Genomic DNA, 21,783 nt, shown 5'->3' on the forward strand with positions numbered 1-21,783 from the left:
GTCACACCACCGTCCCGTGGGTCATGAAGTCGAAGTACGCCCCGGCACCGGGCACCATGGCGGCCGGCATCGGGCCGGACACCAGGCTGATGCCGTCGACCCCGGCGACGCCGTTGACCGCGTGCGCCGCCGCCACGACCTGGCTGTGGAAGACGGGCCTGCCAATCTGCGCCCGGGCGGGAGCGAGGAACCCGTGCCCGGGGTCGAGGAGCGCGCTGGTCACCTGCGCCAGCACTGACGCTGCGGCGTAGCCGTCTGCGACGGAGATCGCCACGTCGAAGCGGGGTACGTCGACCGCCGATGCCGGGCTGACGGTGACCGGGACCCCGGGCGCGGACCGCTGCCGCAGGTACTCGGCCAGCCCGGGCGACGGGTCCCCGGAGCCGGCGATGATCGCGACGCCGATCGTGACGCATAGCCGCTCGGGGTCCCAGAGCTCGGCGACGGCGGCGTTGACGACGCCGCTGTACCCACGCGCCAGGGCCAGGTAGTCGGCGGCCGAGACCGCCCGCCCGAGGCTGAGCATGGCCGCCGGCGCGGTCTCCCGGATGGCGTCGGCCGGCTCGGCGTCGGCGCCGCCGTACGGCGCCAGCGGGGACCACACCCGGGTCAGGCCGCGGACCGCGGCGGCCGCCTGCTTGATGGCGCCTCGCGGTGGCTTCGCGGCCCCCGCGCCAAAGCGGTAGCCGACGACCACGTTCGCGACGCCGCTCGGCAGCCGGCTGCCCGTCGCTCCATCGCCGAACTGGATCGCCGCGGTCCCGTCGGCGCTCATCCGCACTACGAAGACACGGTCGTCGGGACCGGCCCCGTACAACGTCTCGACCCACGTCCAGTCCCGGCCGTCGACCACGACGTCGAGCTGCGGACGCCGGCCGAGGCCGGACGAGGCATCGCTCACCCAGGTCAACGGCTTCTTCTTCAGCGTAAACGCCTGGAAGGCCTGGGCGGCGTCGCCCGAGCCCAGGACCTCGCGGGCAACGGTCTCGCCGCGGACGGCCGTCACGACGTTGCCGAGCAGGCGGACCGGGGTGTCCAGCGGTGCCGCGAAGGCCGGGCTGTCCTCCGACGGGACGAACCGGCCTGCGCCGTCAGCCTCCGCGGTGGCGGTGCCCTGGAGAAGGGCTCCGCCGCTGGCCTGCCCCACCGCGAGGGCGGCGCCGGAGGGCGGCGCCTCCCCCAAGGCGGCCACGGGGGGCACCAGATCGGGCTGGACCTTGATGTCGGCGAGGTCGCGCCGGGGCTCGGCCGGCCGGACCAGCCCCCCGAGGGGCCGGGGCAGCGCGTGGAGGACCAGGTCGCGTCCGCTGAGGGTCCCGCTGAAGCCGAAGACCACGAGCGACGTTGGGAACGACTGCTTCACCGCCGCGCTGCCTGAACCGACCGTGATCTCGTGATCGAACCGTGCCGCGCTCGTGATCTTCACCGGTCTGAGCGTCCCGGCCTGCTCGATCGCGGCGACGCTGCCGCCTGTGAGCTGGGGGTAGAACGCGTCGAGGACGACCCATCCCTGTCCGGCGGCGGTGACGCCGGAGACAGTCGCGACGGAGGTCAGGGTGCTGCCGACCGGTGTGCCGGTGACGGCGTTCCCGTTCTTGACCATGCCGGTGAGTGGGGCCCGCAGGCCCAGCACCGAGGGTCGCATCTTCGACAGCTGCAGGCCCGCCTCAAGGGCGAAGAAGTCGGCGCCGGAAGCGAACGTGACTCGCAGGTACCGGCCGCCGTCCGGGTGGTTCCCGGCCTCCACGGTCGCGACCTCACCGGCGAACACCGGCGCGTCGTCGACGGTGACGGCGACGACCGAGCCGCGGTTCGGGCCCTCGCCCGGGCCGAACCGTATCGTGCCGTCGTAGCGGTCCAGCCGGTAGGGCGCGAGGGTCCACGCGCTCCGTTGGGGCCAGAGAACGGTGGGGTCGAGCACCTCGAAGACCTGCGGCGGCTCGTCGCCGAAGGCCTCGCTGCGGAAGCCGGTCCGCCCGGCAAGGGGCACGGGGCCGGCACCCCGCACCTCCAGGGCGAGCTGGACGGCGGCCGCGAGTGCGGGCCGTGGCTCGTAGCCGAGCAGGGACACGATCTCGGCGACGGTGTCGGCCTCGTGGGCGGTGGGCAGGTAGGCCCGTTCGGCCAGGCGGGCGTCATAGAACGACGTGACGTCGAGGACGTAGGCCCACAGCTCGAGCAGCATCACGCCGAGGTCGCCCTCACGGTCGGCGGTCCAGCCGGCGAGCTCCCTGTGCTCTCCGATGGCGGCCAGCATGGCCGCGCGCCACTGGGGGAAGATCGCGGTCTGCCGGGCGGCGAGCGTGCGCTGGCCGGGCTGGATCACCGTGCGCGGGGGGTGAGGGTCCGGCGGGCAGCATGTCGGCGGGTCGTACTTCATCTCACATCACACCCGCAGTCCGGACCCGCAGCAGACCGAGTGTGGAGCGGTCGGGGTCGTCCTGAAGGCGGATGATCTCGTCGGGGCCGGTGAGGATCGCGGCCTCCTCGAAGGGCCGCCAGTTGCCGACGCCGTGCACCCGCACGTTGATGGCGTCGACGTGGGCCACCCCGGGCACGTCCTGGACGACCGCCTCGACTGCGGAACGGCGCAGCGGATCGCCGAAGCTGAAGCGCGCCGGGCCGAAGAACTGCGGAGGCGCCAGCGCATCGCGGACGCGCTCGAGGACGTCGCCCGCGTAGAAGCCCGCGGCGACGCACACGAGGACCTCCACGTCAATGTCGCGGTACGCCGGGTCGACGGGTTGTGCGTCCCTCGCGGCCAGCCTGATGCAGTCGATTTCCGTGGCGAGCCCGGCCCGCTGGTCGTCGGTGATCGCCACCGAGTCGACGGGGTCGACCGCCACGAAGTCGGTGGACCAGCTGCCCGTCCAGCGGGTGGTGGAGTGCGCGCGGTCGACCCACGGGAGGAGCCCGATGATGGAGCTGTAGTCCTCGGGTCGGACCGCGCGCCGCGGCCGGGCGCGGTAGTGGTGCGGAGCGTTAAGCCTGACCGACCCGGCCGTCTCCTCGGCGAGCGCGTTGGCGAACGGCAGCGGGTTGGTGACCGCGGAGACGAAGCCGGTCAGCTGCGGATCGGGATCGGGGCCCAACGGCCACGACAGTGCGACGGCGAACCCGGCGACGTTCCCGTCGAGCCCCGGGTCGGTGTAGTAGCGCAGCCGAAGGAGCGTCCCGTCGGTCGGTGGGCGGCCGAGGTCCCCGAACCCGAATTTCACCGTCCAACCGGCATTCGTCGCGTAGTCGCGGAAGGGGAAGTCCGCGGTCGGCAGCCGGTGGGTCTCCACGGTGCGCCACATGCCGGGCTCGACCGTGAACCCGAGGGAATCGAGGTCCAGCCGAAGCAGGTCGGGGACCCACTGCCATTCCACGTCGTCCGCGAAGAGGGCAAGCAACTCGTCAGGGCCGGCCGGCAACGGGTTGGGGAACCCGACCGGCGCCGCAACCTCGTGGATGGTGATTCGCGGCTCCCCGTGGGCGTCGAAGCGCAGCGACGTCGCCTCGGTCGCGGCCAGTCCCGCGCGCGCGACGACCGTCCGCTCGGTGCCCTGGGGGCCGGTGTACGGACCCTCGCGCTCGACGAGGCGCGGGACCCGCAGCACCTTCTCCTGGACCAGCGGCGGCAGCACACCGAGGACGGCAGCGACGTCGCCGTCGTCGCCCGCGCGGGCGTACGCCGTCACGGGTTCGCCCGCGGTCACGGATGCGAGGTTGACGGAAACCGTCAGGCCGTCGAGCGGCAGGTCGAACGGCGTCGCCCGGGCAGCAGCCCAGCCCAGTCGGAGCACGGGCGTCGGAGCTCCGCTCGTGAGGATGAGGGGGTCGGAGAGCTCGTCCACTGACGTGATCGTCACCGGCCAGGCGCGGCGCGGACGGGACGCGTCCGCCGGGACCGAGAGCACCATCGCGCGGCGCCCGAGCAGGAAGTCCGCCAGGAAGAGGCCGTTGCGGGCGCCGGCCGCGAGCGGCCCCGTGGCGAGCAGGATCTGGGTCTGCCCGGCCGGGAGGCAGTCCTGCTCGGGGTCCGGGCTGTGCACCGGCAGGCTGTTCCAGAACGGATGCACCCACACGGTCGTGTCGACGCTGAACGGGACGACGGCGAGCGAGCGCCCGGCCGCGTGCACGACCGCATCCGCCGGCACGGTGCCGGCCGCGGACGCCGTGACCACGACCTCGCCACCGGCCGGGTGGCCGACCTCGGGTGGGTACTCCACCAGCCGGGCGTGGGCGAACAGGCTCCCGCGCTGGGTGGCGCTGCCGAACCGGGTCTCCGCGTCGCAGCGGTCCTGGGCATAGGCGAACTCGTCGCCGAGGGCCGCCATGATCTCCAGCATCATCACGCCGAGGTCCGCGGCGATCGGCTCGCGCCAGTCCGGGTAGCGCTGGGCGGCGAAGTCGAGCAGGGCGCGGCGCAGGCTGCCGAAGTCGCGGGCGAGGTAGTCCACGGGGAAGTCGACCCCGGGGTCGTGCGGGCAGCCGCGCTCGTGTTCGCAGTCGAACCCTGTCTCGCACGCCTGCTTGAAGTCGAAGACGACGCTGGAGGAGAACGGGTCGAGCTGGCCGGGCTCGTTGGCCGGCGGTACATGGGTCAGTGCCAGGCGGTACGGCTCGAAGCCGCCGGGCTCCTCGACCACGATCTCCAGGCAGACCCGGGTGAGGCTGTCGAGCGTGACGCGGCGCCAGTTCTTGCTCGTCACCGTGACAGTGCCGGAGCCAGCGCGGAGCGGGGTGATCAGCACCGTGACGTTAGCGGCGCCGTTCGTGGCGTTGGCGAGGTCCGCAGGGGTCGCCAGCACCGGCGTCACGTCGTCGGGCTCGATGAGGAAGAAGACGCGCAGCCTGGTCTGCACCGCGGGGTTGACGACCTGCACGAAGTCGATGCCGGTGAGTACGCGCGGCGCCTGCCGGCACAGCACCCCCAGCCTGCTCTCGCGGCCCGCCATCAGAGCACCACGTCCTCGTCGAGCAGGCGCCGCTCGCCGCGCGCGATGACCAAGTACTCGACGCTGACGCGCAGGGTCTCGGCCTCGGCGCGCACCGTCACCTGCTCCACCCGGATGAGCGTGCCGAGCCACGTGACAAGCGCCTCGTACACCAGGGTGCGGGTGAGGGCGGCGGACGTGTCGTTGAGCGGGGCGAACACCTGACGCCGCAGCCCCGCCCCGAAGTCCGGGCGGCAGACCCGCTCCCCCCGCGCCGTGAACAGGACCTGCCGGATGAGCTGCCGCGCGTACGCGTCCTCGTCCGGCTCCTCGGCCACCGTGCCGCCGGTGAGCGCGGTCCCGAATGGGAAGCGCAGGTGTCGAACCGGAGCCACCATCGTCAACTCCCTCCCACCCGCGTGTCGCCCATGGTCACCGAGATCGGTGCGGACGAGGGCGCCGGGCTGACCGCCGTACCCGTCGAGCTCCGGAGCACGACCGGGACCTGGTTCACGAACACATGGCTGCCTGCTATGGTCCACATCCCGGTGACCATCGGGCCGCCGAACTGGACGACGTCGGGCTGGAGGCCGAGGTACCCGCCCGGGCTCTTCACCCGCGTGTTGGCGGTGACGAACGCAGTGGCGGGCCCTCCGGCCATGACGCCGGACGGGAGGGTGACGGTTTGGGTGGCCATGGGTCGTCCTCCTCAGATCACCGTGAGTGCGCCGCTCATGGCGTCGAAGCCGCTGGCTGAGAGCTTAACGGCGGCACCGTTGGCGCTCAGGCTGACCTCGGACGCCTCGAGCGTGATGCCGTTGGAATCGAGCGTGATCTTCGCTCCCCCGGCGGCCTCGATCTCGACGGTGCCTTGGTCGTTATCCACCCGAATGGTGACGCCCGGGGTCTTCAGCAACATCACGCCCTCCTTGGCGTCGCCGGACGGGATCTCTCCGTCCTTCCAGAAGCAGCCGGCCCAGATCGGCTGGTTGATTTCTCCTCCCTCGAACTCGACCCACACCGCGGAGCCCGTTGCCGGCAGGGCGAAGAAACCGATGTCGGCGCCGGCGTACGGCACGGACGGCATCGCCCAGACCTCCTGCTCCCCCAGGACGGCCGGGCACTTTACCTTCAGCCGGGCCCGGTTGGTCGAGTCGGCGGTGTCGGTCACCTCGCCGCGGTACTTGCCGAAGAATCGCTGGCTCAGCGCCTGGACGACGCGGTCGACGTCCTCGCTCACAACAGACCTCCCGCCGTCGGCGTGCGCAGGCCGTTGGCGCGGAGCTTGAAGTCGACGAAGGCGTCCGCGGGGTTGATGATGTGGGTCGCCTTCATCACCTGGTAGGGCCCGGAGAGCCGGTCGCCGGCATACTGGACGTCGACCACCTGGTGCGGCTGCGGCGGGAAGCCGAGGAGCTCAAGAGTCGCCGAGCAGTCGACCTGGACGAACCACGCCGCCTCCGTGAGCAGTGCCTCCTGGGCCAGGTAGTGCTCGTCCGGGTCGGTCACCGGAGGGGCAAGGGCGGTCCGCTCGACGCCGTCGACCGCCACGATGCCGCTGCGCCCCTCCCCCAGCGGCGGGTCCGCCGGATTGGTGGTCTGCTCGGCGGTCTCGCCGTTGTCGGCTGCCTGGGCGAAGCCGCGCGCCGCCCCGGGACGCTCGAAGTCCACGTGCGTGTCGAAGCGGGTGACCGACGCGCACTCGCCCGGCGGCGGCTGCACGCGCAGCACAGTGTCCCCGGGAGCCTGGAGGACCGGCGGCAGCGACGGCAGCGACGGGCCCGGCGCCGACGTACGCGTGGGCGAGCTGCGGACGTTGACGGTCGTGGTGACCGAGAATGACTCGGGCGAGCCGGACGTGGCGTAGCTCAGCCAGAGCTCCAGGTTGTTCCTGCGGGCGATGTCCTCCAGGAAGGCGAGGTCAGTGCCGCGCTGGTTGAGGGCGTTCTGGCCGTCCGAGTAATCCTTGCGGGTCTCCTCGCAGTTGGTGTCGTGGCCGTACGCGGAGATGATGCGCTCGGCGGCCGCGGTGGCCTTTCCCGTGTAAGTCGCCTGCACGCCGATCCGGTCCATCTCCACGCGGCGGTCCTGCCCGCGGACCTCGACCCACGAACCGGTCCCGCCGACCATCGACGCCGTGCGCAGCCGGGTGATGGGCCCGTGGACCAGGCATGAGTACCCGTCGCCGGACTTGACGAAGATGCCCAAGACATGGCCGGCCTGGAGCTCCTCGCGGCCGGCCACGACCGGGTTCCCCTCGCACAGGTCATCCTCGAAACGGACGGCGTAGATCGTCGGCTTGCTCAGCTCCTGCTCGACGCGCACCTCGATGATCCAGCGCATCACCTCCTCGTTGAGCGGGGAGAAGCGGTCGCCGGTGGTGAGGATCGCTCCGAAGCCCATCAGCCCTCCCTGACGGGGATCCGGACGCGCGGCAGATCGGCGATCGTCTCCACGGTCAGCGCGTCGTTGATCGCGGCGATCCGCCAGAAGCCGGTCGGATCGTCGAGGTAGTGCGCCGAGATCCGGTCGAGCCGGTGCCCGTCCCTGCAGCGGTGCTCGCCTAGCAGCCGCTGCGGTGGGATGCGCGCCGGAGTCACCCAGCCGACAGCGCGGCCGCGTGCGTCAACGGCCTCGAGCGCATGCGCGTACTTCAGATAGCGGCTCTTCTCCTCGAAGACCGACACGGCTTCTCCTCTCGTCCGTGGGTGGCTAGATGGGCAGAATCGAGACGATCGCGGCGGCTCCGCCCGCGGCGGCGGCCAGTGCGAGTGCGTCCTCCTGGAGCTGGGTTAACCGGTACGCCGCCACGGCCACGCTGACGGCCGTGCCCTGCTTGCACTTGAAGACATCGGGGGTGAGCACCTGCAGGGCGAGCGTCACGTTAGCCATGTGCGGGTGCAGGGACGGCAGGAACCCAGTCACCTCGACCGACAGGGACGTGATCCGGACCGGGACGATCGTCCCCGGTCCGAGCACGAACAGCGTGATGGGCACCGCCGGCCGGTCCGCCTGCCGCGCGGCACCGCCGCCCAGTGCCGTGACGGAGGCGACCAGGTCGCCGACGACGCCCTCCGTGGGCTCGATCAGCTTGCGCAGGGCGGCGATCTTCGACGCGACGCCGAACGTGACGGCCAGCGGGTTGCCGGCGGCAATGTCGTCGGTCGCGTCCAGCTCGAGCTCGAAGCCATAGGTCTCGTGAGGGTGGAAGGGCTGGACGAGCGGGGTCTGCGCGGCCTGGTTCTGCGGATCCGTCGCGAAGGGGTTCCACGGTTCGAAGCCGCGCGTCACCTTGGCCGGGTTGTACTGGAAGGTGATGACCAGGGGCACGATAATGCCGAGGTCCTCGGCGAGCTGGACCAGTGCGCCGTGCAGGAGCGCCGGCGAGCGGGGATAGCCGGTGTCAACCATGGGCCACCGCCCTCGTGGCCGGCACGGCCGTGTCCGGGACGGCGCTGACCAGCCGGCCCTCCTTCTGGAGCTCCAGCCGGGCCGCCCGCTCGACGTCGTCGCCGGTGATGCCCTGCTCCGGGTCCGCGCGGTACGCCGCGGTCAGGGCGGCGCCCTTGATCTGGGCCGGGGTGAGCTCATGCGCGGCCGCGACCTTCGGCACCAGCTCTTCGCGCACAGCGTCCGGCACCGCGAGCATCGCGAGCGTCCGGTCCCACAGGCGCTCCCGCTCCGCCTGGCCCGGCTTGCGGAACTCGATGATGAACCGGAGCCGGCGGGTGAACGCGGGATCCATGTTGGTGCGGCGGTTGCTCGACAGCATGACCACACCGTCGTGGTCCTCCATCAACTGGAGCAGGTGCCCGATGTCTGCGTTGCTGTGCCGGTCGTTGGCCGTCTCCACCTTCACCCGCGTGGTGAAGAAGCTGTCGGCCTCCTCGAACATCAGCGCACACTGGGCGTCGCGCGCAACCTCGAAGGCCAGCGACAGGTTCTTGGCTGTCTCGCCGATGAACTTGCTCGTGATCGCCGCGGAGTCCACGATCAACAGGTCCAGCCCGAGGGCGTTGGCGATCACCTTCGCCGACATCGACTTGCCGAGGCCCGGCGGCCCCGTGAACAGTGCGCTGAGCTGGGCGGTGTCGCCGAATAGTCGACGCCGGTCGTCGTCGGCCAGCAGCACCGCGCGGCGCCGGGCCTCGTCGGCGAACGCCCGGAGGGTCCCCTCGGTCTGTCCGGCGAGGACGAGGTCGTCCCAAGAGTACGTTGCCCGCTCGACGCGCCCGATCTGCGCGGTGCGGGCGCCGTTGCGCTGCCGCAGGAAGCCGCGGAGCTGCTCCGGTGACGAGATGCGCTGGGCGGCGGCGTCGGCGAGATCACCGACGCGCGGCTGTCCCACCACCACACCGATCTGGCCGGCCACATCGGGGAGGTAGCTGCGGTAGAGCGCCCCGAGCGTGTCCTCGCCCAGCAGCGGCATCGGGATGTCGATGTCGACGATTCCGTCGACGGGGGCGAGCGCCTCCCCGGGCTCCAGCGTCACAGCCTGGAGCATGGCCACCGGGAGTGCGGCCAGCCACGAGGCGGGCGCTCCGCGCCACACGAGGACGAAGTCACCCAGCAGCGCCAGCCGTTGCAGGCGCAGGAACGTGCTGTACCCGGCGTCCTGGGCGAGCGACTCCGGGTCGACGCAGATCGCTCTGCGGCCGAGTGCCCGGGCGATGGCCGCCGCCAGGCTGGCACGGCCGGTCCCGCGCCGTCCGACGAGCGCGATCCGGACTGGTTTCTCGGCTGCGAGGATGCCGTGGATCCGCCGGGCGTGGTCGGCCACCCGCCACTCCTCCAGCGGTTCCACCTCGGGCGCCAGCCGGAGGGGGATCGAGGCGGCGGACAGGGTTCCGAAGTACCAGTCGACGACGGCAGGGTCGGCGCGGAACAGCGGCGGCTCGTCGGCCGCGAACTGCACGACGTCGACGAGCCCCCACGCGAGCAGCGGCGAACCGCCCCGGACCACGGGCATCGGTCCGTGACCGAGCAGCAGCCGCAGCGCGATCTCCCCCGGCAGGTGCCGGGAGGGCATGCCCTGCGCCCGGCCGATCTCGGGACCGAGGGACGGCTCGACGGCAACGGCGACCGCGCAGTCCAGGGCGTCGAGCTCGGCGGCCGAGAGGCCGAAAAGGTCCCCGAGCCGCCGGCGGTAGGCGCCCTCCGGTCCGGCGAGCCGCTCATCGACCGCGGTCAGCGCCGCCTTCACCTCGTCGCCCCCGCCGTCGTCCTCGTGCGCGGCGAGCAACAGCCGGAGCCGCTCCACGACGAGCTCCGCGGCGGACACGTGGCGGGACGTGGTCCTCCGCTTGGCCGGGGCCATCTCAGGCCACCTCCAGCCAGAACGGCTGGGAGTCGGCGCCGTTGACACTAACCCGGATGGGATAGCTGCGACCGGCCAGCGTGGGGTCGAACAGCGGCACCGCCTCGTACGTGTGGTCGTTGACCACCCTGAACGAGCCGCCGTCGGCCGGCGTCCCCGCGAAGGCGGCCACGAGCCAGTAGACGTCTCCCCCGATCGACAGCTGCGCCACCGCGGCGTCCGCCTGGGCGTCGTACGCCGCGTCCACCGTCACGACGACGTGGTTGTTGGCGTCCACCACGACCGCCACCACGTACGGTGCTACCGCGAACGGCTGCCTGTTGCTCTCGACGTCCACCGTGCCGGTCTGTCCGCTCCCGCTGCGTGTCTGCACGGATCGGCGCACCGCGAGCGAGTACGAGCCGGGCAGGATATCCACCGCCACCACTCCGGTGGCCGTGGCTGCCTGGCCGGCGGGACGGACCACGAAGCGCACCTCGGTGTCGGTCACCACGATGCCCCAGCCCGGATTGTCCGCGGGGCGGAGCACCGCAGCGTCAGCGGGCAGCCCCAGCCCGGAGGTCGACTCTCCCCGCAACACCACGGCGGCGTCACGGCCGTCGCCGAGCCCCTCGCCGCCCGCGGTGACCGCGGTGTCGGTGTCGGCGTCGGCCGCAGCCTTCAGCGCCGCCACCGCCGGGGACCTGCCCGGCGCCAGGGTCGCGCCCCCGAGCGTGGCGGGCAGGACGAACCGGACCACCGACCCGGTGGTGCGCAGCGTGGGTCGTCCGGCGGGGAGCACGGACAGCATCACCTGGCTGGTCACCCCCGGCGTCGTGCTGGGCGCCTCCGGCGGGAGCAGGAGGGTGTGCACCTCGTAGTGCGCCGAGAGCCGGGCGGTGCGGACCTGGTCGGTCGACCAGAAGCTGATCGCTTCCTCGGGCGTCACCGGGCGGAGCATGACCTGGAGGCGCTGGTCGCCGATCGTCGGAAAGATCTTCACCGTGCCGACCGTCAGCGCGCTGTCGATGACGGGGTTGTCGTGCAGCGCCTTCATCGCCCAGCCCATCAGCGTCTGCTGGCCTGACACGTCCTCGTCGGTGCCGGTCATCGCGTGCGCGGTGAGGACGTAGAACAGCTTGAGGGCGAGCGGCCGGGTCGCCACGGGAACGGCGCCGCCGGGGCCGCCGCGCACCAGGTCGTTGCCGCCATCCATGTCCTGCGCCACGTGGTAGAGGTAAACGTTGAGCCGGGTGTCCCCCGCCTCCTCCGCCTTCTCGGGAGGCAGGCTGGAGACGTTGACGTTGATGCCGCCCAGCAGCCGTCGCACGATCGACCCGACCAGTCGCGCGATCGCTTCGGTGACCTCGTTAAGGTTCGGTGAGGGCACGTCGTCACCTCACCCGCAGGCCGTAGAGCGTGGTCGTGCGCGCCGGCCGGTCGAGCGGCCCGATCACAGAGATCGCCTCGGCCGTGGTCGGGCGCTGCGCGGGTGCGCTGCTGTCCGCGGTGCCGCTCTCCCGTTCGCGGGCAGGTCCGGGGCGCCTGGCCTCCCTCGACATCGCCTTGCGGACGAGACGGCGGACCTGCTCGGCGAGCTCGACGGGCTCGGCGGCACGGGGTGCCGCCGGTGGCGGCAGCGGCTCGGGGGCGGCGGCGGGGACGGGGTGGAGCAAAGGCGCACGGCCGACGGACCCGGCGAGCGGGCCTGATGGCGCGGGCGGCGTGGCCACCCCGGCGACCGGCCCCGGGACCTCGGGGGCGGTGACGGCCGGCCCGGTGGGTCCGGGACGTGGAGCGGGCGGGACCGCCGGGTCCACTCGCCGCGGCAGCGGCTGGACCGCCGGCGGTGGAGACTGCGCCTCTTCGCGCCACCGGGTCGCGTCTGCCACCGGTGGCCGCCCCGCCCGCGCCGCGGCCGCCGTGTTGGGGAACACGGTGCCCGGCTTCCGCGGCGGCGCCGGCATCCTCGGCGAGCCGATGCCGCCGGCGGTGCGGGAACGAAGGGCGGACCGCTCCTGGACGTCCGGCACCGGGATCCCCGCGGCCGCCGGCCGGAGTCCCTCGGCGCGGACCGGGGTCTGGGGGCGGCTGACGACGGCGTCCCGTCGCAGTGGATCGGGAAGGGTGAAGTCCCCGGTCTCGGGCTCGGGCGCTGGATCCTGCCCGGCGCCGGCTTCACCGGGCAGACCCAGCAGGAACGACGCGGCGTACCTTGCCGAAGCGAGCCGCTGGTCGACGGCGAGCAAGGGGGACGACGACCGCTGCGCGGGCCTCGCGTCGGCCGCGGCGGCCGCCCCGGCTGCGGCGTCGTACAGGCGCTGCAGGTAGGCGCTCATCCGGCACTCCGCAGCCCGGTCGCGCTGCGCTCGCCCAGAATCAGGCCGGCATACACCCGGCGGTCGGGGCGGGTGAGCGACATGATCGTGTCGCGTCCCCAGCCGTAGCGGGAGGCGATCAGGTGGGTTTCGCGGATGAGCAGCGGGCGCTCTGCAGCCAGGCTCTCCAGGGTGTAGCTGACGATGTCGAACCTGAGGACCTGCGGTTCCTCGCACCGCGCGCACCGCGTCTCCAAGTCCAGGGCCAGCAACGGAGCCGCCTCGTCCAGGACCGTCTCGACGCGGTCGCGCCGCAGCGTGCCGCCGCACAGCGTGTCGGCGAGGGCATCCGGATCGGCGTGCTCGGCGACGTCGCCGATCGTCGGCGGCCGGACCCAGGCACCGTCGTCGACGGCGAGCCGGCTGCCGTCGCCGAGCGACAGGCCCGTCGCCGCGGCCGCGGCGTCCTGCGCCCGCAGCACCGCCGCCAGCTCGAACCCGAAAGCGTACTCCTCACCACATGCCCGACACGCAGCCTGGGAGTCGACCCGCCCCCCGAACTCCCGCTCGAAGATCGCCGCGAACACACGGTCCCGCCACGCGCACAGCAGCCCGGCCACGTCCACATCGGCGCCCGAAGCCTCCGCGAGCACCCGGCCCAGCAACTGCGGCACGCCCTGCGGGTCGCCGGGGTCCACGAGCAGCTCGGCGTGACCGTCGAGCTCCTTGAGCAGGAGCCGCCGCTCGCCGAGCGTCGGGAGTGAGAGCAATAGGCGTCGCATGCTGCGTCCGTCAGGTCTCGGCGAGCTCGACCACGGCGGGATCGCGTGCGAATCCCTCCGTCTGCAGGACGATGCTCTCGAAGGCGATCGCGTTGGCGTTCGCGTCCAGCTCAGGCACCGCAGTGAACTCGCTGACCCAGCACCGGAAGGCGTTCCAGGCACGGACCTTGACTCCCTGCAGGTTGTAGAGCTCGATCGTGATGTCACGGCGGAAATTCTTCAGTGACACCAGCCCCGGACCCTCCGGCGAATAGGCGAGGTTCGCCCACTCCTCGAACGCGGGGTCGTGGCTGATCCCGCGCTCGATCGTGATCGGCTCGAACGTGGTGAGCCCCGGGGACTTCCGTTTCGTGGAGAAGTCGCCGCCGTCGTGGTGCTCGATGACCTCGATCGTCTGCTTGAGGCCGCTCACCTTGCTTGCGCCCGCCACCACGTCGCTCCCGAAGACCACAAGGAAGCGGAAGTTGGCGTAGGGATCGATCCGGGTCGAATTGACCGAGAACATGGCCATCGCCTGTCTCCTCCTGGTCTTCAGGCCTGGACTTGGCCGGCGAGCTGGGTCACGATCAGGTGCACGAACTCGGCCGGCTTGTTGGGGGCGAACCCCACGAGCACGTTGACGATGCCGAGGTTGATGTCGTCGGGGGTCGTCGTGGTGCTGTCGCAGAGCACGTAGTAGGCCTCGCTCTTGGTTGTGCTGGCGAAGGCGCCTTGCAGCATCAGGCCGTTCATGAACGAGCCGGCGGCTAGGCGGATGCTGGCCCACAAGGGTTCGGCGTTGCTGCGGAAGACCGCGAAGCGCAGGCCCCGGTAGAGGCTGTTCTCGATGAAGAGCATGGTCCGGCGGACGTTGACGTACTTGTCGTCGACGTTACCCGTGTCGTCCGCGCCGACCATGGTGCGGGCACCCCAGGACGTGATGCCCGACGGGAAGACCCGGATCGCGTTCAACGCCTTCGGGTTGATGCGGCCGTTCTCGGCGTCACTCATCGGCACCTCGACGCCGAGGACGCCAGTCAGCGTCGCCTCGAGCCCGGCCGGTGCCTTCCAGGTGCCGAAACGGGTGTCGGTACGCGCGTACAGCCCGGCCATCGTGCCCGAGGGGTCGACGGCCACGCCCGCGGAGGTGAGGGGGCTCTGGACTCTGAGGCGAGGCCAGAAGGCGACCGCGTTACGGGTGTCCACGCCCGTCTTGATGGCGCTCACGCCCGAGTCGGCGAGGTCGATAGTCACCCAGGTCGACGGGGGGTCCACGAACAGGATCGCCCGCTGTGCGGCACAGAAAGCGCTCGCGGCGCCCCAGATCGGCTTGCGGTCGGCGTCGGACTGGTCGACCGCACGCGGGAGGACCATCAGGTTGAAGATCTCGACGTTGCTCTCAATCGCGGAGAACGCCGCCCGGTAGTCGGCCAGCAACGGCTTCGTCCCGTCCAGCCCGGCGAGGTTGCCAGACTGCTGCCCGCCGGCCATCGCGGTGCCGAGGGTGTAAGCCGCCAGGTTGTCCGACGTGCCCCGGGTCAGGTAGCTGCTCACGGCCCCGATGTCGACCGGAGCCGTGATGACCTCCACGTCGAGGGAAGCGGCCGGACCGAGGTTGCTAGCCGGACGGAGGACGAGGCGCAGGCCCTGGCGCTGCGCGGTCCACCGTCCCGGCTCCGTGGCGCTAACCTTCGTCTCGATCGCCGCGCCGATGGCGTCCAGGCCGGCCCGGAGCGTCTCCATCGAGCCGATGGCGGCGGTCAGGAAGGGAGCGGCGACCGGCGCGTGCGCGATCGGGTCCGCGGGTGTGCCGGCAATCGCGACGGCCGCATTGAGGAACGGCGAGGACGACGAGCCCGGGTCGACCAGGGATGCCACACTGGTGAGCTGGTTGCGCGGCAGGACCGCCAAGGCGAAGAGGCGATCCAGTCGGGCCGACGTCGGTCGCGCGGACACCGACACCACGCCGAGGCGCGCGAAGACCCCGGACGGTGCGGGGCGCAGCGGTGAGTACTCGTCGAGCTCGAGCCCGCCGTTGGCGCTGCCCAGCATCAGCACCGACGCGAGGTCGTTGATGGCCGCCGACGTGACGAGCACGGCGCCCTCGGTGGAGCGGATCTCCAGCACGTTGCCCAGCACCGCCGTCACGGCCAGGACCACGGTCAGGGACCCGGCTGGGAGTGGACTAACGCCCTGGTAGGCGGCGACGACCGCCACGGCCAGCCGAGCGTCCGCGTTGGCGTTGGTGAGCCCGGTCTGGTTGACCACCGCGGTCACCGGCGGCCGCCCATTGACGCTGACCCGGAAGCTGTTGTGCGTGGCGTCGATGGCCGAGCGGATGTCGGCCAGGGCGGTGGCCGGGGTCGTGTTCAGGAAGAGCCCGCCGATGGAGACGCCGCCGGTGTTCGCGGCCGCTTGTGCCGGCGCCACGTTCTCGACCCGAATCAGCGTGCTCGCGTTGTTGACGATCGTCTCGACGTACCTCGGGTGGTCGGGGTCCATCGAGACGCTCAGATAGGCCTCGGCACCGGTCTGACCGAAGGTGCCGTCGGCGTTCAACACGCTGCGGTACGCCGTGACGTTGAAGGTCAGTTCCGGGGTCGACGTGGCGTAGTCCACCTCGACGCGGATCAGGTCGCCCGCGACGCCGGCGTCTCGGGCGAACACGCGGAGCACGTCGGTCCCCGCCTCGTTCTGCAGGCGGATCTCGGACTGTCGCTCCCCCGCGGCGATCCGCATGACGTAGCAGTCGCCGCCGCCGTTGACGAAGAACTGCTTGACCTGGTCGGCCATCTCTCCGGCCGAGGTCTCGCCAAACGTGCGGAAGTAGCTAGCGAGGCTCTGGATCCTCGTGGGTGCGTCGAAGGGACCGATGTCGGCCATGCCGACGAACACGGCGATTGACGTGGCGGCTGCAGGTACTGCCTGGGCGCCCGAGGGCCGCTCAGTGACGTAGACGCCGGGATACGTGAAGGTCGAAGGCACGATAGCTGCTCCTCAGCCGATAAAGCGTTGTGCCGCTCCGTCCTATGAAGCAGCCACTTCCTAGATTGACCACCCGGCGTCACCCGCTCGTCACGGACGGCCCAACAAGCCGAAATTTTGGATGATCGCCACTCGGGGGATGCCTAGCACCGCCGCAATGCGGTGCCACCCTCCGGCAGGTGCCGGAGGGTTCGAGGTCACCGCGTGGACTTCGCTGTGTCCTCCACATCATCGACGAACGCCACTTGAGCCGTGTACTGCTGGTACAGCTGAATAGCATCCTCAACGGGCAGTCGTCCGAGGTCCAATGCCGTTTGCAGTCCCTCGAGTTGGACATAGCACGCCTCTGCTGCGCTGATCTTGTCAGCCACTGAGTGCGAATTGGCCAGATTGGTCGATACCGCAGCTACGATCGAGGCCAGCATCGCGCCCAGACAGAGCACCTGCCAGACTATGGAGCCAAGGCTCCTTGAACGCCTGTAGCGAACTCGGTCCCGCCGAGGGCTGGGCCCGCTGTAAGGGTCGCAGCCAGTGCGCTACCGACGATGCTTGCCATGGTCAGCCTGTTCCGACGAGGTCGTTCCTGTCGGAGGAACAGCTTGATGCATGAACGTCGGTGCTCGATGTTCTCAATCAGTTTTTGACGAGCTTGTTCTTCGTTCACCATCTTCTCCCCGATCCGGTGTCTATCGTGCGATCACCCTGCTGCAGGAGGGCGACCGCTAAATACTCGTGAGTAGCACCGACATGTCGGAAGCGAGTGGCGACATCTGTCGAGCACCATCGGCATCGGCGTCTGAGACCGAGATCATCAGAGCACCGGTGGCGTTACTGGCGCGTTACCAGCGAGAAATTCATAGGCATTCCTACCGCCTCGGGCGGATTGACGGAGTCCAATGACAGTCGAATCATTCACGTCTCATGACGCTTCGCTGTCGAGGGAATGTCCTATGGTGGCACGCATCGCCGACATCGCCCACCGAATCCTGCCCGTCGGACGCACGCGCCGGAGCCACCCACGGTGACTTCGGCGCCAGGTCCTCGAGCGCCTTAACCACCGCGTCTTGTTTGTCATCGGTCCATTCATACCGCTCATGCCACCCCTCCGCGGAGAGAATCCCGATGGCAGACTTATCGAATTCGTACTTCTCGAGTGCAGCCGCGAAGGTCTTCGGCTTGGTCTCTTCCTCTTTGTCGTCGTCCGTCATGTCCCACGGTGATGCCGCTTTGTGGCCCCGGCGCTCGCATCTCAGACTCAAGACGAGGGCCGCGGCGATCAAACCGAAGACAACGAGTGCCGCACAGGTGGCCATCCACAGAACAGCGCGCGTGCCGCCGTCAAGCCGGACCGTCGATGTACCATCGACTTCTTCCGCGAACGCCAGTGCCCCTGCCGCCACGATGGGTTGGGCTACTGCAACGGCGGCCAGGCCGCGGAGGCGGGCCACCATCCGAGCCGCGACGCCCGTGAAGGTCGAATGGGCGATCATCGCACCGACCGCCGCAGACGTCGTGATGAGCAGTGCGATGATGTTCGTGACCTGGCCGGTGGACCACGACGCCCCGCCGTATGTCACCTTCAGCACGAGGGAGGCCAACACCACCGCAACCAACCCACACGAGAAGACGGCATTGGTGAGCCAACCTCGCGACGTGACTCTGAAATCCACCTGCGCCTGGCAGAGTGAACCGTTGGGAACCTCGACCCCGTGGAGGCCCACGGTGGCCGTGTGCCCCACGACGTGGTCGGAGGTGTAGCGCACCTGACCATCATTCTGTTGTCCCCTATTCGGTCGTCCCGCCAGCAGGCGCGCCTCAACGACCTCCACTCCTTCAGGAGCGGTCAGCTCGAGGTGATAGCTCGCCGCGTTCTCAGCGCCCGGTACCTGGACACGGATTCTTGTGGGCAGTAGCCCCAGGGCCGCAGGAAGTCCCGTCGACAGTTTCCGCCCCGCTTGCCGGAACCGCCATCTGCGCATGGACTTTGTGCCTGCGGCCGGTCGGTCGTCGTGAACATACAGCGTCACGTCCCCGCCTTCGGTGCTTAGCCGCGGCGTCATCCGGGTCCATCCGGTCGGCTCGCTGAACTCGAGGTTTATCAACCGATGCCGTTGGCCTGCGGGAAGGAAGACGTACAGGGAGAAGTTCCGCCGGATGAGGTGAACGACAGCTCGGACGATCGGACTTTCCACGAGTGGCACCAGGTGTAAGGGGACTTCACCCTCCGAGCCCTCCTTCGTGCCCTCGAAAAGCTCCATTGCCTCCTTCGTCTGCCGACGTGAGCCTGCGACGAGCTCACGGGTGAAGGCGCGGACCTTGTCCGGCTCGGCGGGTTCGGGCGCAACGGTGGCGGTCGCTGCGACGAGGATCGACTCGTCGAGTTGCTGCGCGAGACGAATCCCCGGCGTCGGCAGGACATGATCGTTCTCGTCCGTGATCCGCATGTTCACCAGCGTTCGCCGTCGCATGAGCGACAGGGGTACGAGCCAGAACCGGTTACCCACCTTGTCGACGAAGAGCGGCGCGTAGTCCGGCACGTTGAAGTCGATCGTGAGCCGCCGCGTGACATTACGGTCCTGATCGAAACTGACCTTCTCCACGCGGCGAACCATCCAGCGACTGAACTGCAGTTCGGCGAGGAGGAGTCGTCGACCGACCTCGCCGCAGAGAGCATCGGGCAACCACTCCTGGTCGTTGGCGCGTCTTCGACTGACGACGAGTGCCTGATCCGTAGGATCAAGGGCCCACCCGAAGCTGTCGGCGTTCCGCCGCCGCCTTAAGCTCGGCTTTCGTACGTCCAGCATGAGGACCTCCATGGCCAGGTGCAGTGATACCCACTCTTGACGCCCCAACTCTCCGCAGGCTAGCGACTGGCCGTTACAGCCGCGTTATCGATCAATCGGACGACGCCCGGCAGACTGTCGCGCCTCCACCACCGCTCGGTGCGATCGAGTTCGATGAGCAATTTGATGTCGCTCATGGCCGACGTCACGGACGACGCGAATGATACCCAAGGAGGCTGTCCTGAAGAATACCCTGAGACAAGATCCCCTGAACATTCACGGCCGCTGTTGACACGCCTGAATCGGGTCGTATCATCCATTTTTGCAAAGTGATTCTCGAGGAACAGTGGTAGAAGTGTGATGACAAGAGCTGGGTGAAATAGAACCGCTTCTATTGACATGAACCGTCAGGTTGAGGATGGTTATCACCGCACGGTCCTTCGTTCTTATGAACCGAAATCAGGTTCCCATGAACTACACCAATTGTAAGGTCCTGAGGCTCGAACTGCTGCGGGCGTGGCGGCTTCACCGCCACGGCGTCCTTGTTCATGTTGCAACACGGCAACAGCGCCTTATTGCAGCTCTTGCCATCAAGGGCCCATGCCTGCGAAGTTACCTTGCGGGACTGCTATGGCCGGAATATCCGGACGCTAGGGCCTTGGAAAGCCTACGGGTCAGCGTGCACGTCGTCACCCGACAGATTCCGGGACTGCTCGTGAATGACGGTCCCATGCTGTCCCTGAGTGATCAAGTCGAAGTCGACCTGCATAGGGTTCAAGCCCAGATCGCGGACCTGGAGCAGCCGAGACCAGAGGTGAAGGCGGCGGCCCTCCTGCGCGATCTACGTGACGCACGGCTACTACCAGGCTGGTACGACGACTGGGTAATGCTTGAACAGAACCGACTTCAACAGGATTGCCTCCGCGCTTGCACCATCATCGCGAAGATGCATCTAGACCAGCGCAGTTGCGAAACCGCAGGCGCGGCGGCAGAAGCTGCCTTGGAGATTGAACCGCTCTATGAGGAAGCCGTGCGACTTCTCATCACAGCCGAGCTGCAGCATGGCAACCCCGCCGCCGCTGTTCGCGCCTATCAGAGATATCAGACGCAACTTGATGAGGATATGGGCCTTCGCCCCTCCGAATCACTGACTCTGCTCGTATCCCGAGCGCTTGACGGACAATCGACCACACGGAAAGCGCCCTCAGTCACGATAAGTGGCGCCCGGCAGCGCGGAAAGCCACTGACGCACCGTCTGTAGCACTATAGATGGATCAGAGGTAGCCATGGTACCGACGCCGCGTCCAGATGCTTGGTGAAAGCTTATCCTTGCCCGGAAGCCGTGCGGATGACGGGGCTCCTGCCATTTGCGGATGACCGAAGTGTTCACGATCGGAATTGCTGGAGATGCTCCGGGGCCATCAGCTGATCCTAACCAATGATGTGAGGTGATAGGAGTAATCACCTGTTTCCACTTCCATACCGAAACTATCGAATAGAAGCATTCTCGGGCTCCGCAAAGATCATTTCGTATGCTTCATTGTGCGGGGCAGCGTTCGCCAAGGCGAGTGGCGCTGTACCCTCCTCGTGATCGGAAAATAGTTCTCGCAACCAATTTCTAATCCTCCGCGAGGCGACGGACAAACCTTCGACGGCCCACTTACCTGCTTTTTCAACGGCCGCCATAAGGAATAAAGCCGCCAACGCGCCGACGCTCAGCGAGGCTGGATCGACCTATAGAAATGAACTGCCGTGGGACGGACCAGTACTGATTGATCACCAATTATCGGCGTTGCTTCGCGCCTTCGTGCAGAGCAGTCTTCACAAGCCCGGGAGGGCTCGACACCCGGACGGCCCGCACGCCGTCCGGCCCGTCGACGTCGAGGATCATCGCTTCGCTGGCCATGGCCTCAATGTACCCCGGAGGCGCTGGGCTGCAACGGTGGCCGGGATCCGCAATTCGGCCGCTGAACGAGGTGACCCGGCAGGGAACGGCCTGCACTGTCTACGGCCAGTTCCCTGCCGGGTCGAGTATGCCCATCAGGGCAGGTGGGCCCCTCCTTCCGGGCCCGTCTTCGCGGATCCATCAAGCGGATCCATCAAGCGGATCCATCAAATTGGGCGCGCATTACTTGTAGCTGTAGTGGCCATGCCTGTCGCACTTGATCCAGATTCTCTCGCTGCTGTTCCAGCCGTCCTTCTTGCTGTAGCTGTGAGCCTGGTAGGACTTACCGCACTCGACGTACTTGACCTCGTACTTGAAGTCGTCGCCGCGATCCGTCCACACTGTGCGGTGGTCGACGACCCGATGCCTGCCGTGGTGACTCACCTGGACGACCTTTACGTCGACCTTCTTGGAATCGTAATTGTCGCCGACAACTTTCAGACTGACGTGCCTGCCGTCGCCGTTCGCCCTGAGGGTCAAATCCCCACCACGGTCGTGGTAATTTCCAGTGGTTGCGACTTGGACCGGTGCCGCAACGGCTGGTGCGGCGAGGCCCAAGCCTGCCAACAGACCGAACAGCGTTCCTGCGACGAGAACGAACAGACGCCAACTAAGAGACTTCTTCATGATGGATTTCCTCCACGCATGCCGGGCCCGGTTATGGGAGGGGTGTGTGTCGTGTTCGGCACGCCTCGGACGGTCGTCCGGCGAGGCCGCCCGTTTGTACCCCCAGCAGATGCGCGCGAACCAGAACCGATTCGGGCGTCCTTTCG

General features: G+C 69.0%; 19 protein-coding genes. 1 reads left to right on the top strand and 18 read right to left on the bottom strand.

What is annotated here, in order from left to right:
• Position 1: 1 nt before the first annotated feature.
• From AC4D2E_RS07245 to AC4D2E_RS07320, 16 genes are all read right to left on the bottom strand, one after another.
• Complete coding sequence (locus tag AC4D2E_RS07245; protein ID WP_490952115.1) at positions 2-2,326, bottom strand: baseplate J/gp47 family protein; 2,325 nt, start codon at positions 2,324-2,326, stop codon at positions 2-4.
• Between the two features lie 55 nt (positions 2,327-2,381).
• On the bottom strand, positions 2,382-4,943 hold the full coding sequence (locus AC4D2E_RS07250) for a baseplate J/gp47 family protein (protein WP_490952116.1): 2,562 nt from the start codon (positions 4,941-4,943) through the stop codon (positions 2,382-2,384).
• Positions 4,943-5,320, bottom strand: a complete 378-nt coding sequence (locus AC4D2E_RS07255) for a GPW/gp25 family protein (RefSeq protein ID WP_490952117.1) — start codon at positions 5,318-5,320, stop codon at positions 4,943-4,945. Before AC4D2E_RS07255 ends, AC4D2E_RS07250 begins: the two co-directional genes overlap by 1 nt.
• Before the next feature lie 2 nt (positions 5,321-5,322).
• Complete coding sequence (locus AC4D2E_RS07260) at positions 5,323-5,619, bottom strand: hypothetical protein (protein ID WP_490952118.1); 297 nt, start codon at positions 5,617-5,619, stop codon at positions 5,323-5,325.
• Positions 5,620-5,631: 12 nt separating this feature from the next.
• Positions 5,632-6,162 carry a phage baseplate assembly protein V gene (locus tag AC4D2E_RS07265; RefSeq protein WP_490952119.1) on the bottom strand — a complete coding sequence of 177 codons (531 nt, stop codon included), beginning with the start codon at positions 6,160-6,162 and terminating at the stop codon, positions 5,632-5,634.
• Positions 6,159-7,325, bottom strand: coding sequence for a hypothetical protein (locus tag AC4D2E_RS07270; RefSeq protein ID WP_490952120.1), 1,167 nt, complete (start codon positions 7,323-7,325; stop codon positions 6,159-6,161). Before AC4D2E_RS07270 ends, AC4D2E_RS07265 begins: the two co-directional genes overlap by 4 nt.
• The gene (locus AC4D2E_RS07275) at positions 7,325-7,609 is read right to left on the bottom strand and encodes a hypothetical protein (RefSeq protein ID WP_490952121.1); all 285 of its coding nucleotides are present in this window, start codon (positions 7,607-7,609) and stop codon (positions 7,325-7,327) included. The genes AC4D2E_RS07270 and AC4D2E_RS07275 overlap by 1 nt, the downstream gene beginning before the upstream one ends.
• 25 nt (positions 7,610-7,634) lie before the next feature.
• Positions 7,635-8,333, bottom strand: coding sequence for a hypothetical protein (locus AC4D2E_RS07280; RefSeq protein WP_490952122.1), 699 nt, complete (start codon positions 8,331-8,333; stop codon positions 7,635-7,637).
• Positions 8,326-10,239, bottom strand: a complete 1,914-nt coding sequence (locus tag AC4D2E_RS07285) for an ATP-binding protein (RefSeq protein WP_490952123.1) — start codon at positions 10,237-10,239, stop codon at positions 8,326-8,328. Before AC4D2E_RS07285 ends, AC4D2E_RS07280 begins: the two co-directional genes overlap by 8 nt.
• 1 nt (position 10,240) lies before the next feature.
• Positions 10,241-11,608 (bottom strand): Pvc16 family protein, encoded by a 1,368-nt coding sequence (locus tag AC4D2E_RS07290; RefSeq protein WP_490952124.1) that lies wholly within the window; start codon positions 11,606-11,608, stop codon positions 10,241-10,243.
• 4 nt (positions 11,609-11,612) lie between these two features.
• Positions 11,613-12,557 (bottom strand): hypothetical protein, encoded by a 945-nt coding sequence (locus AC4D2E_RS07295; protein ID WP_490952125.1) that lies wholly within the window; start codon positions 12,555-12,557, stop codon positions 11,613-11,615.
• Positions 12,554-13,318: a hypothetical protein gene (locus AC4D2E_RS07300; RefSeq protein WP_490952126.1), complete on the bottom strand. Its 765-nt coding sequence runs from the start codon at positions 13,316-13,318 to the stop codon at positions 12,554-12,556. Before AC4D2E_RS07300 ends, AC4D2E_RS07295 begins: the two co-directional genes overlap by 4 nt.
• 10 nt (positions 13,319-13,328) lie before the next feature.
• Complete coding sequence (locus AC4D2E_RS07305; RefSeq protein ID WP_490952127.1) at positions 13,329-13,829, bottom strand: phage tail protein; 501 nt, start codon at positions 13,827-13,829, stop codon at positions 13,329-13,331.
• A gap of 20 nt (positions 13,830-13,849) precedes the next feature.
• Entirely contained in the window at positions 13,850-16,282 is a 2,433-nt protein-coding gene (locus AC4D2E_RS07310; protein ID WP_490952128.1) for a phage tail sheath family protein, read from the bottom strand.
• Between the two features lie 197 nt (positions 16,283-16,479).
• Complete coding sequence (locus tag AC4D2E_RS07315; protein ID WP_490952129.1) at positions 16,480-16,725, bottom strand: hypothetical protein; 246 nt, start codon at positions 16,723-16,725, stop codon at positions 16,480-16,482.
• 465 nt (positions 16,726-17,190) lie between these two features.
• Positions 17,191-19,086 carry a hypothetical protein gene (locus AC4D2E_RS07320; protein WP_490952130.1) on the bottom strand — a complete coding sequence of 632 codons (1,896 nt, stop codon included), beginning with the start codon at positions 19,084-19,086 and terminating at the stop codon, positions 17,191-17,193.
• A 448-nt stretch (positions 19,087-19,534) separates the two neighbouring features.
• Between AC4D2E_RS07320 and AC4D2E_RS07325 the strand changes: the two genes are divergently transcribed.
• The gene (locus AC4D2E_RS07325; RefSeq protein ID WP_490952131.1) at positions 19,535-20,326 is read left to right on the top strand and encodes an AfsR/SARP family transcriptional regulator; all 792 of its coding nucleotides are present in this window, start codon (positions 19,535-19,537) and stop codon (positions 20,324-20,326) included.
• Positions 20,327-20,848: 522 nt separating this feature from the next.
• On the opposite strand, the gene AC4D2E_RS07330 is transcribed toward AC4D2E_RS07325, so the two are convergent.
• Complete coding sequence (locus tag AC4D2E_RS07330) at positions 20,849-20,971, bottom strand: hypothetical protein (protein WP_490952132.1); 123 nt, start codon at positions 20,969-20,971, stop codon at positions 20,849-20,851.
• A gap of 222 nt (positions 20,972-21,193) precedes the next feature.
• Positions 21,194-21,637 carry a hypothetical protein gene (locus AC4D2E_RS07335; RefSeq protein ID WP_490909245.1) on the bottom strand — a complete coding sequence of 148 codons (444 nt, stop codon included), beginning with the start codon at positions 21,635-21,637 and terminating at the stop codon, positions 21,194-21,196.
• Positions 21,638-21,783: the final 146 nt, after the last annotated feature.

It is taken from the genome of Arthrobacter sp. TJ-265 (assembly GCF_058269135.1).

Excerpts from the sequence above, each read along its gene's own strand:
- AC4D2E_RS07305 (WP_490952127.1), bottom strand. The coding sequence starts at position 13,829 with ATGGCCATGTTCTCGGTCAATTCGACCCGGATCGATCCCTACGCCAAC.
- AC4D2E_RS07285 (WP_490952123.1), bottom strand. The coding sequence starts at position 10,239 with ATGGCCCCGGCCAAGCGGAGGACCACGTCCCGCCACGTGTCCGCCGCG.
- AC4D2E_RS07280 (WP_490952122.1), bottom strand. The coding sequence starts at position 8,333 with ATGGTTGACACCGGCTATCCCCGCTCGCCGGCGCTCCTGCACGGCGCA.
- AC4D2E_RS07255 (WP_490952117.1), bottom strand. The coding sequence starts at position 5,320 with ATGGTGGCTCCGGTTCGACACCTGCGCTTCCCATTCGGGACCGCGCTC.
- AC4D2E_RS07270 (WP_490952120.1), bottom strand. The coding sequence starts at position 7,325 with ATGGGCTTCGGAGCGATCCTCACCACCGGCGACCGCTTCTCCCCGCTC.
- AC4D2E_RS07320 (WP_490952130.1), bottom strand. The coding sequence starts at position 19,086 with ATGCTGGACGTACGAAAGCCGAGCTTAAGGCGGCGGCGGAACGCCGAC.
- AC4D2E_RS07260 (WP_490952118.1), bottom strand. The coding sequence starts at position 5,619 with ATGGCCACCCAAACCGTCACCCTCCCGTCCGGCGTCATGGCCGGAGGG.
- AC4D2E_RS07300 (WP_490952126.1), bottom strand. The coding sequence starts at position 13,318 with ATGCGACGCCTATTGCTCTCACTCCCGACGCTCGGCGAGCGGCGGCTC.
- AC4D2E_RS07330 (WP_490952132.1), bottom strand. The coding sequence starts at position 20,971 with ATGGCCAGCGAAGCGATGATCCTCGACGTCGACGGGCCGGACGGCGTG.
- AC4D2E_RS07295 (WP_490952125.1), bottom strand. The coding sequence starts at position 12,557 with ATGAGCGCCTACCTGCAGCGCCTGTACGACGCCGCAGCCGGGGCGGCC.
- AC4D2E_RS07335 (WP_490909245.1), bottom strand. The coding sequence starts at position 21,637 with ATGAAGAAGTCTCTTAGTTGGCGTCTGTTCGTTCTCGTCGCAGGAACG.
- AC4D2E_RS07250 (WP_490952116.1), bottom strand. The coding sequence starts at position 4,943 with ATGGCGGGCCGCGAGAGCAGGCTGGGGGTGCTGTGCCGGCAGGCGCCG.
- AC4D2E_RS07325 (WP_490952131.1), top strand. The coding sequence starts at position 19,535 with ATGAACTACACCAATTGTAAGGTCCTGAGGCTCGAACTGCTGCGGGCG.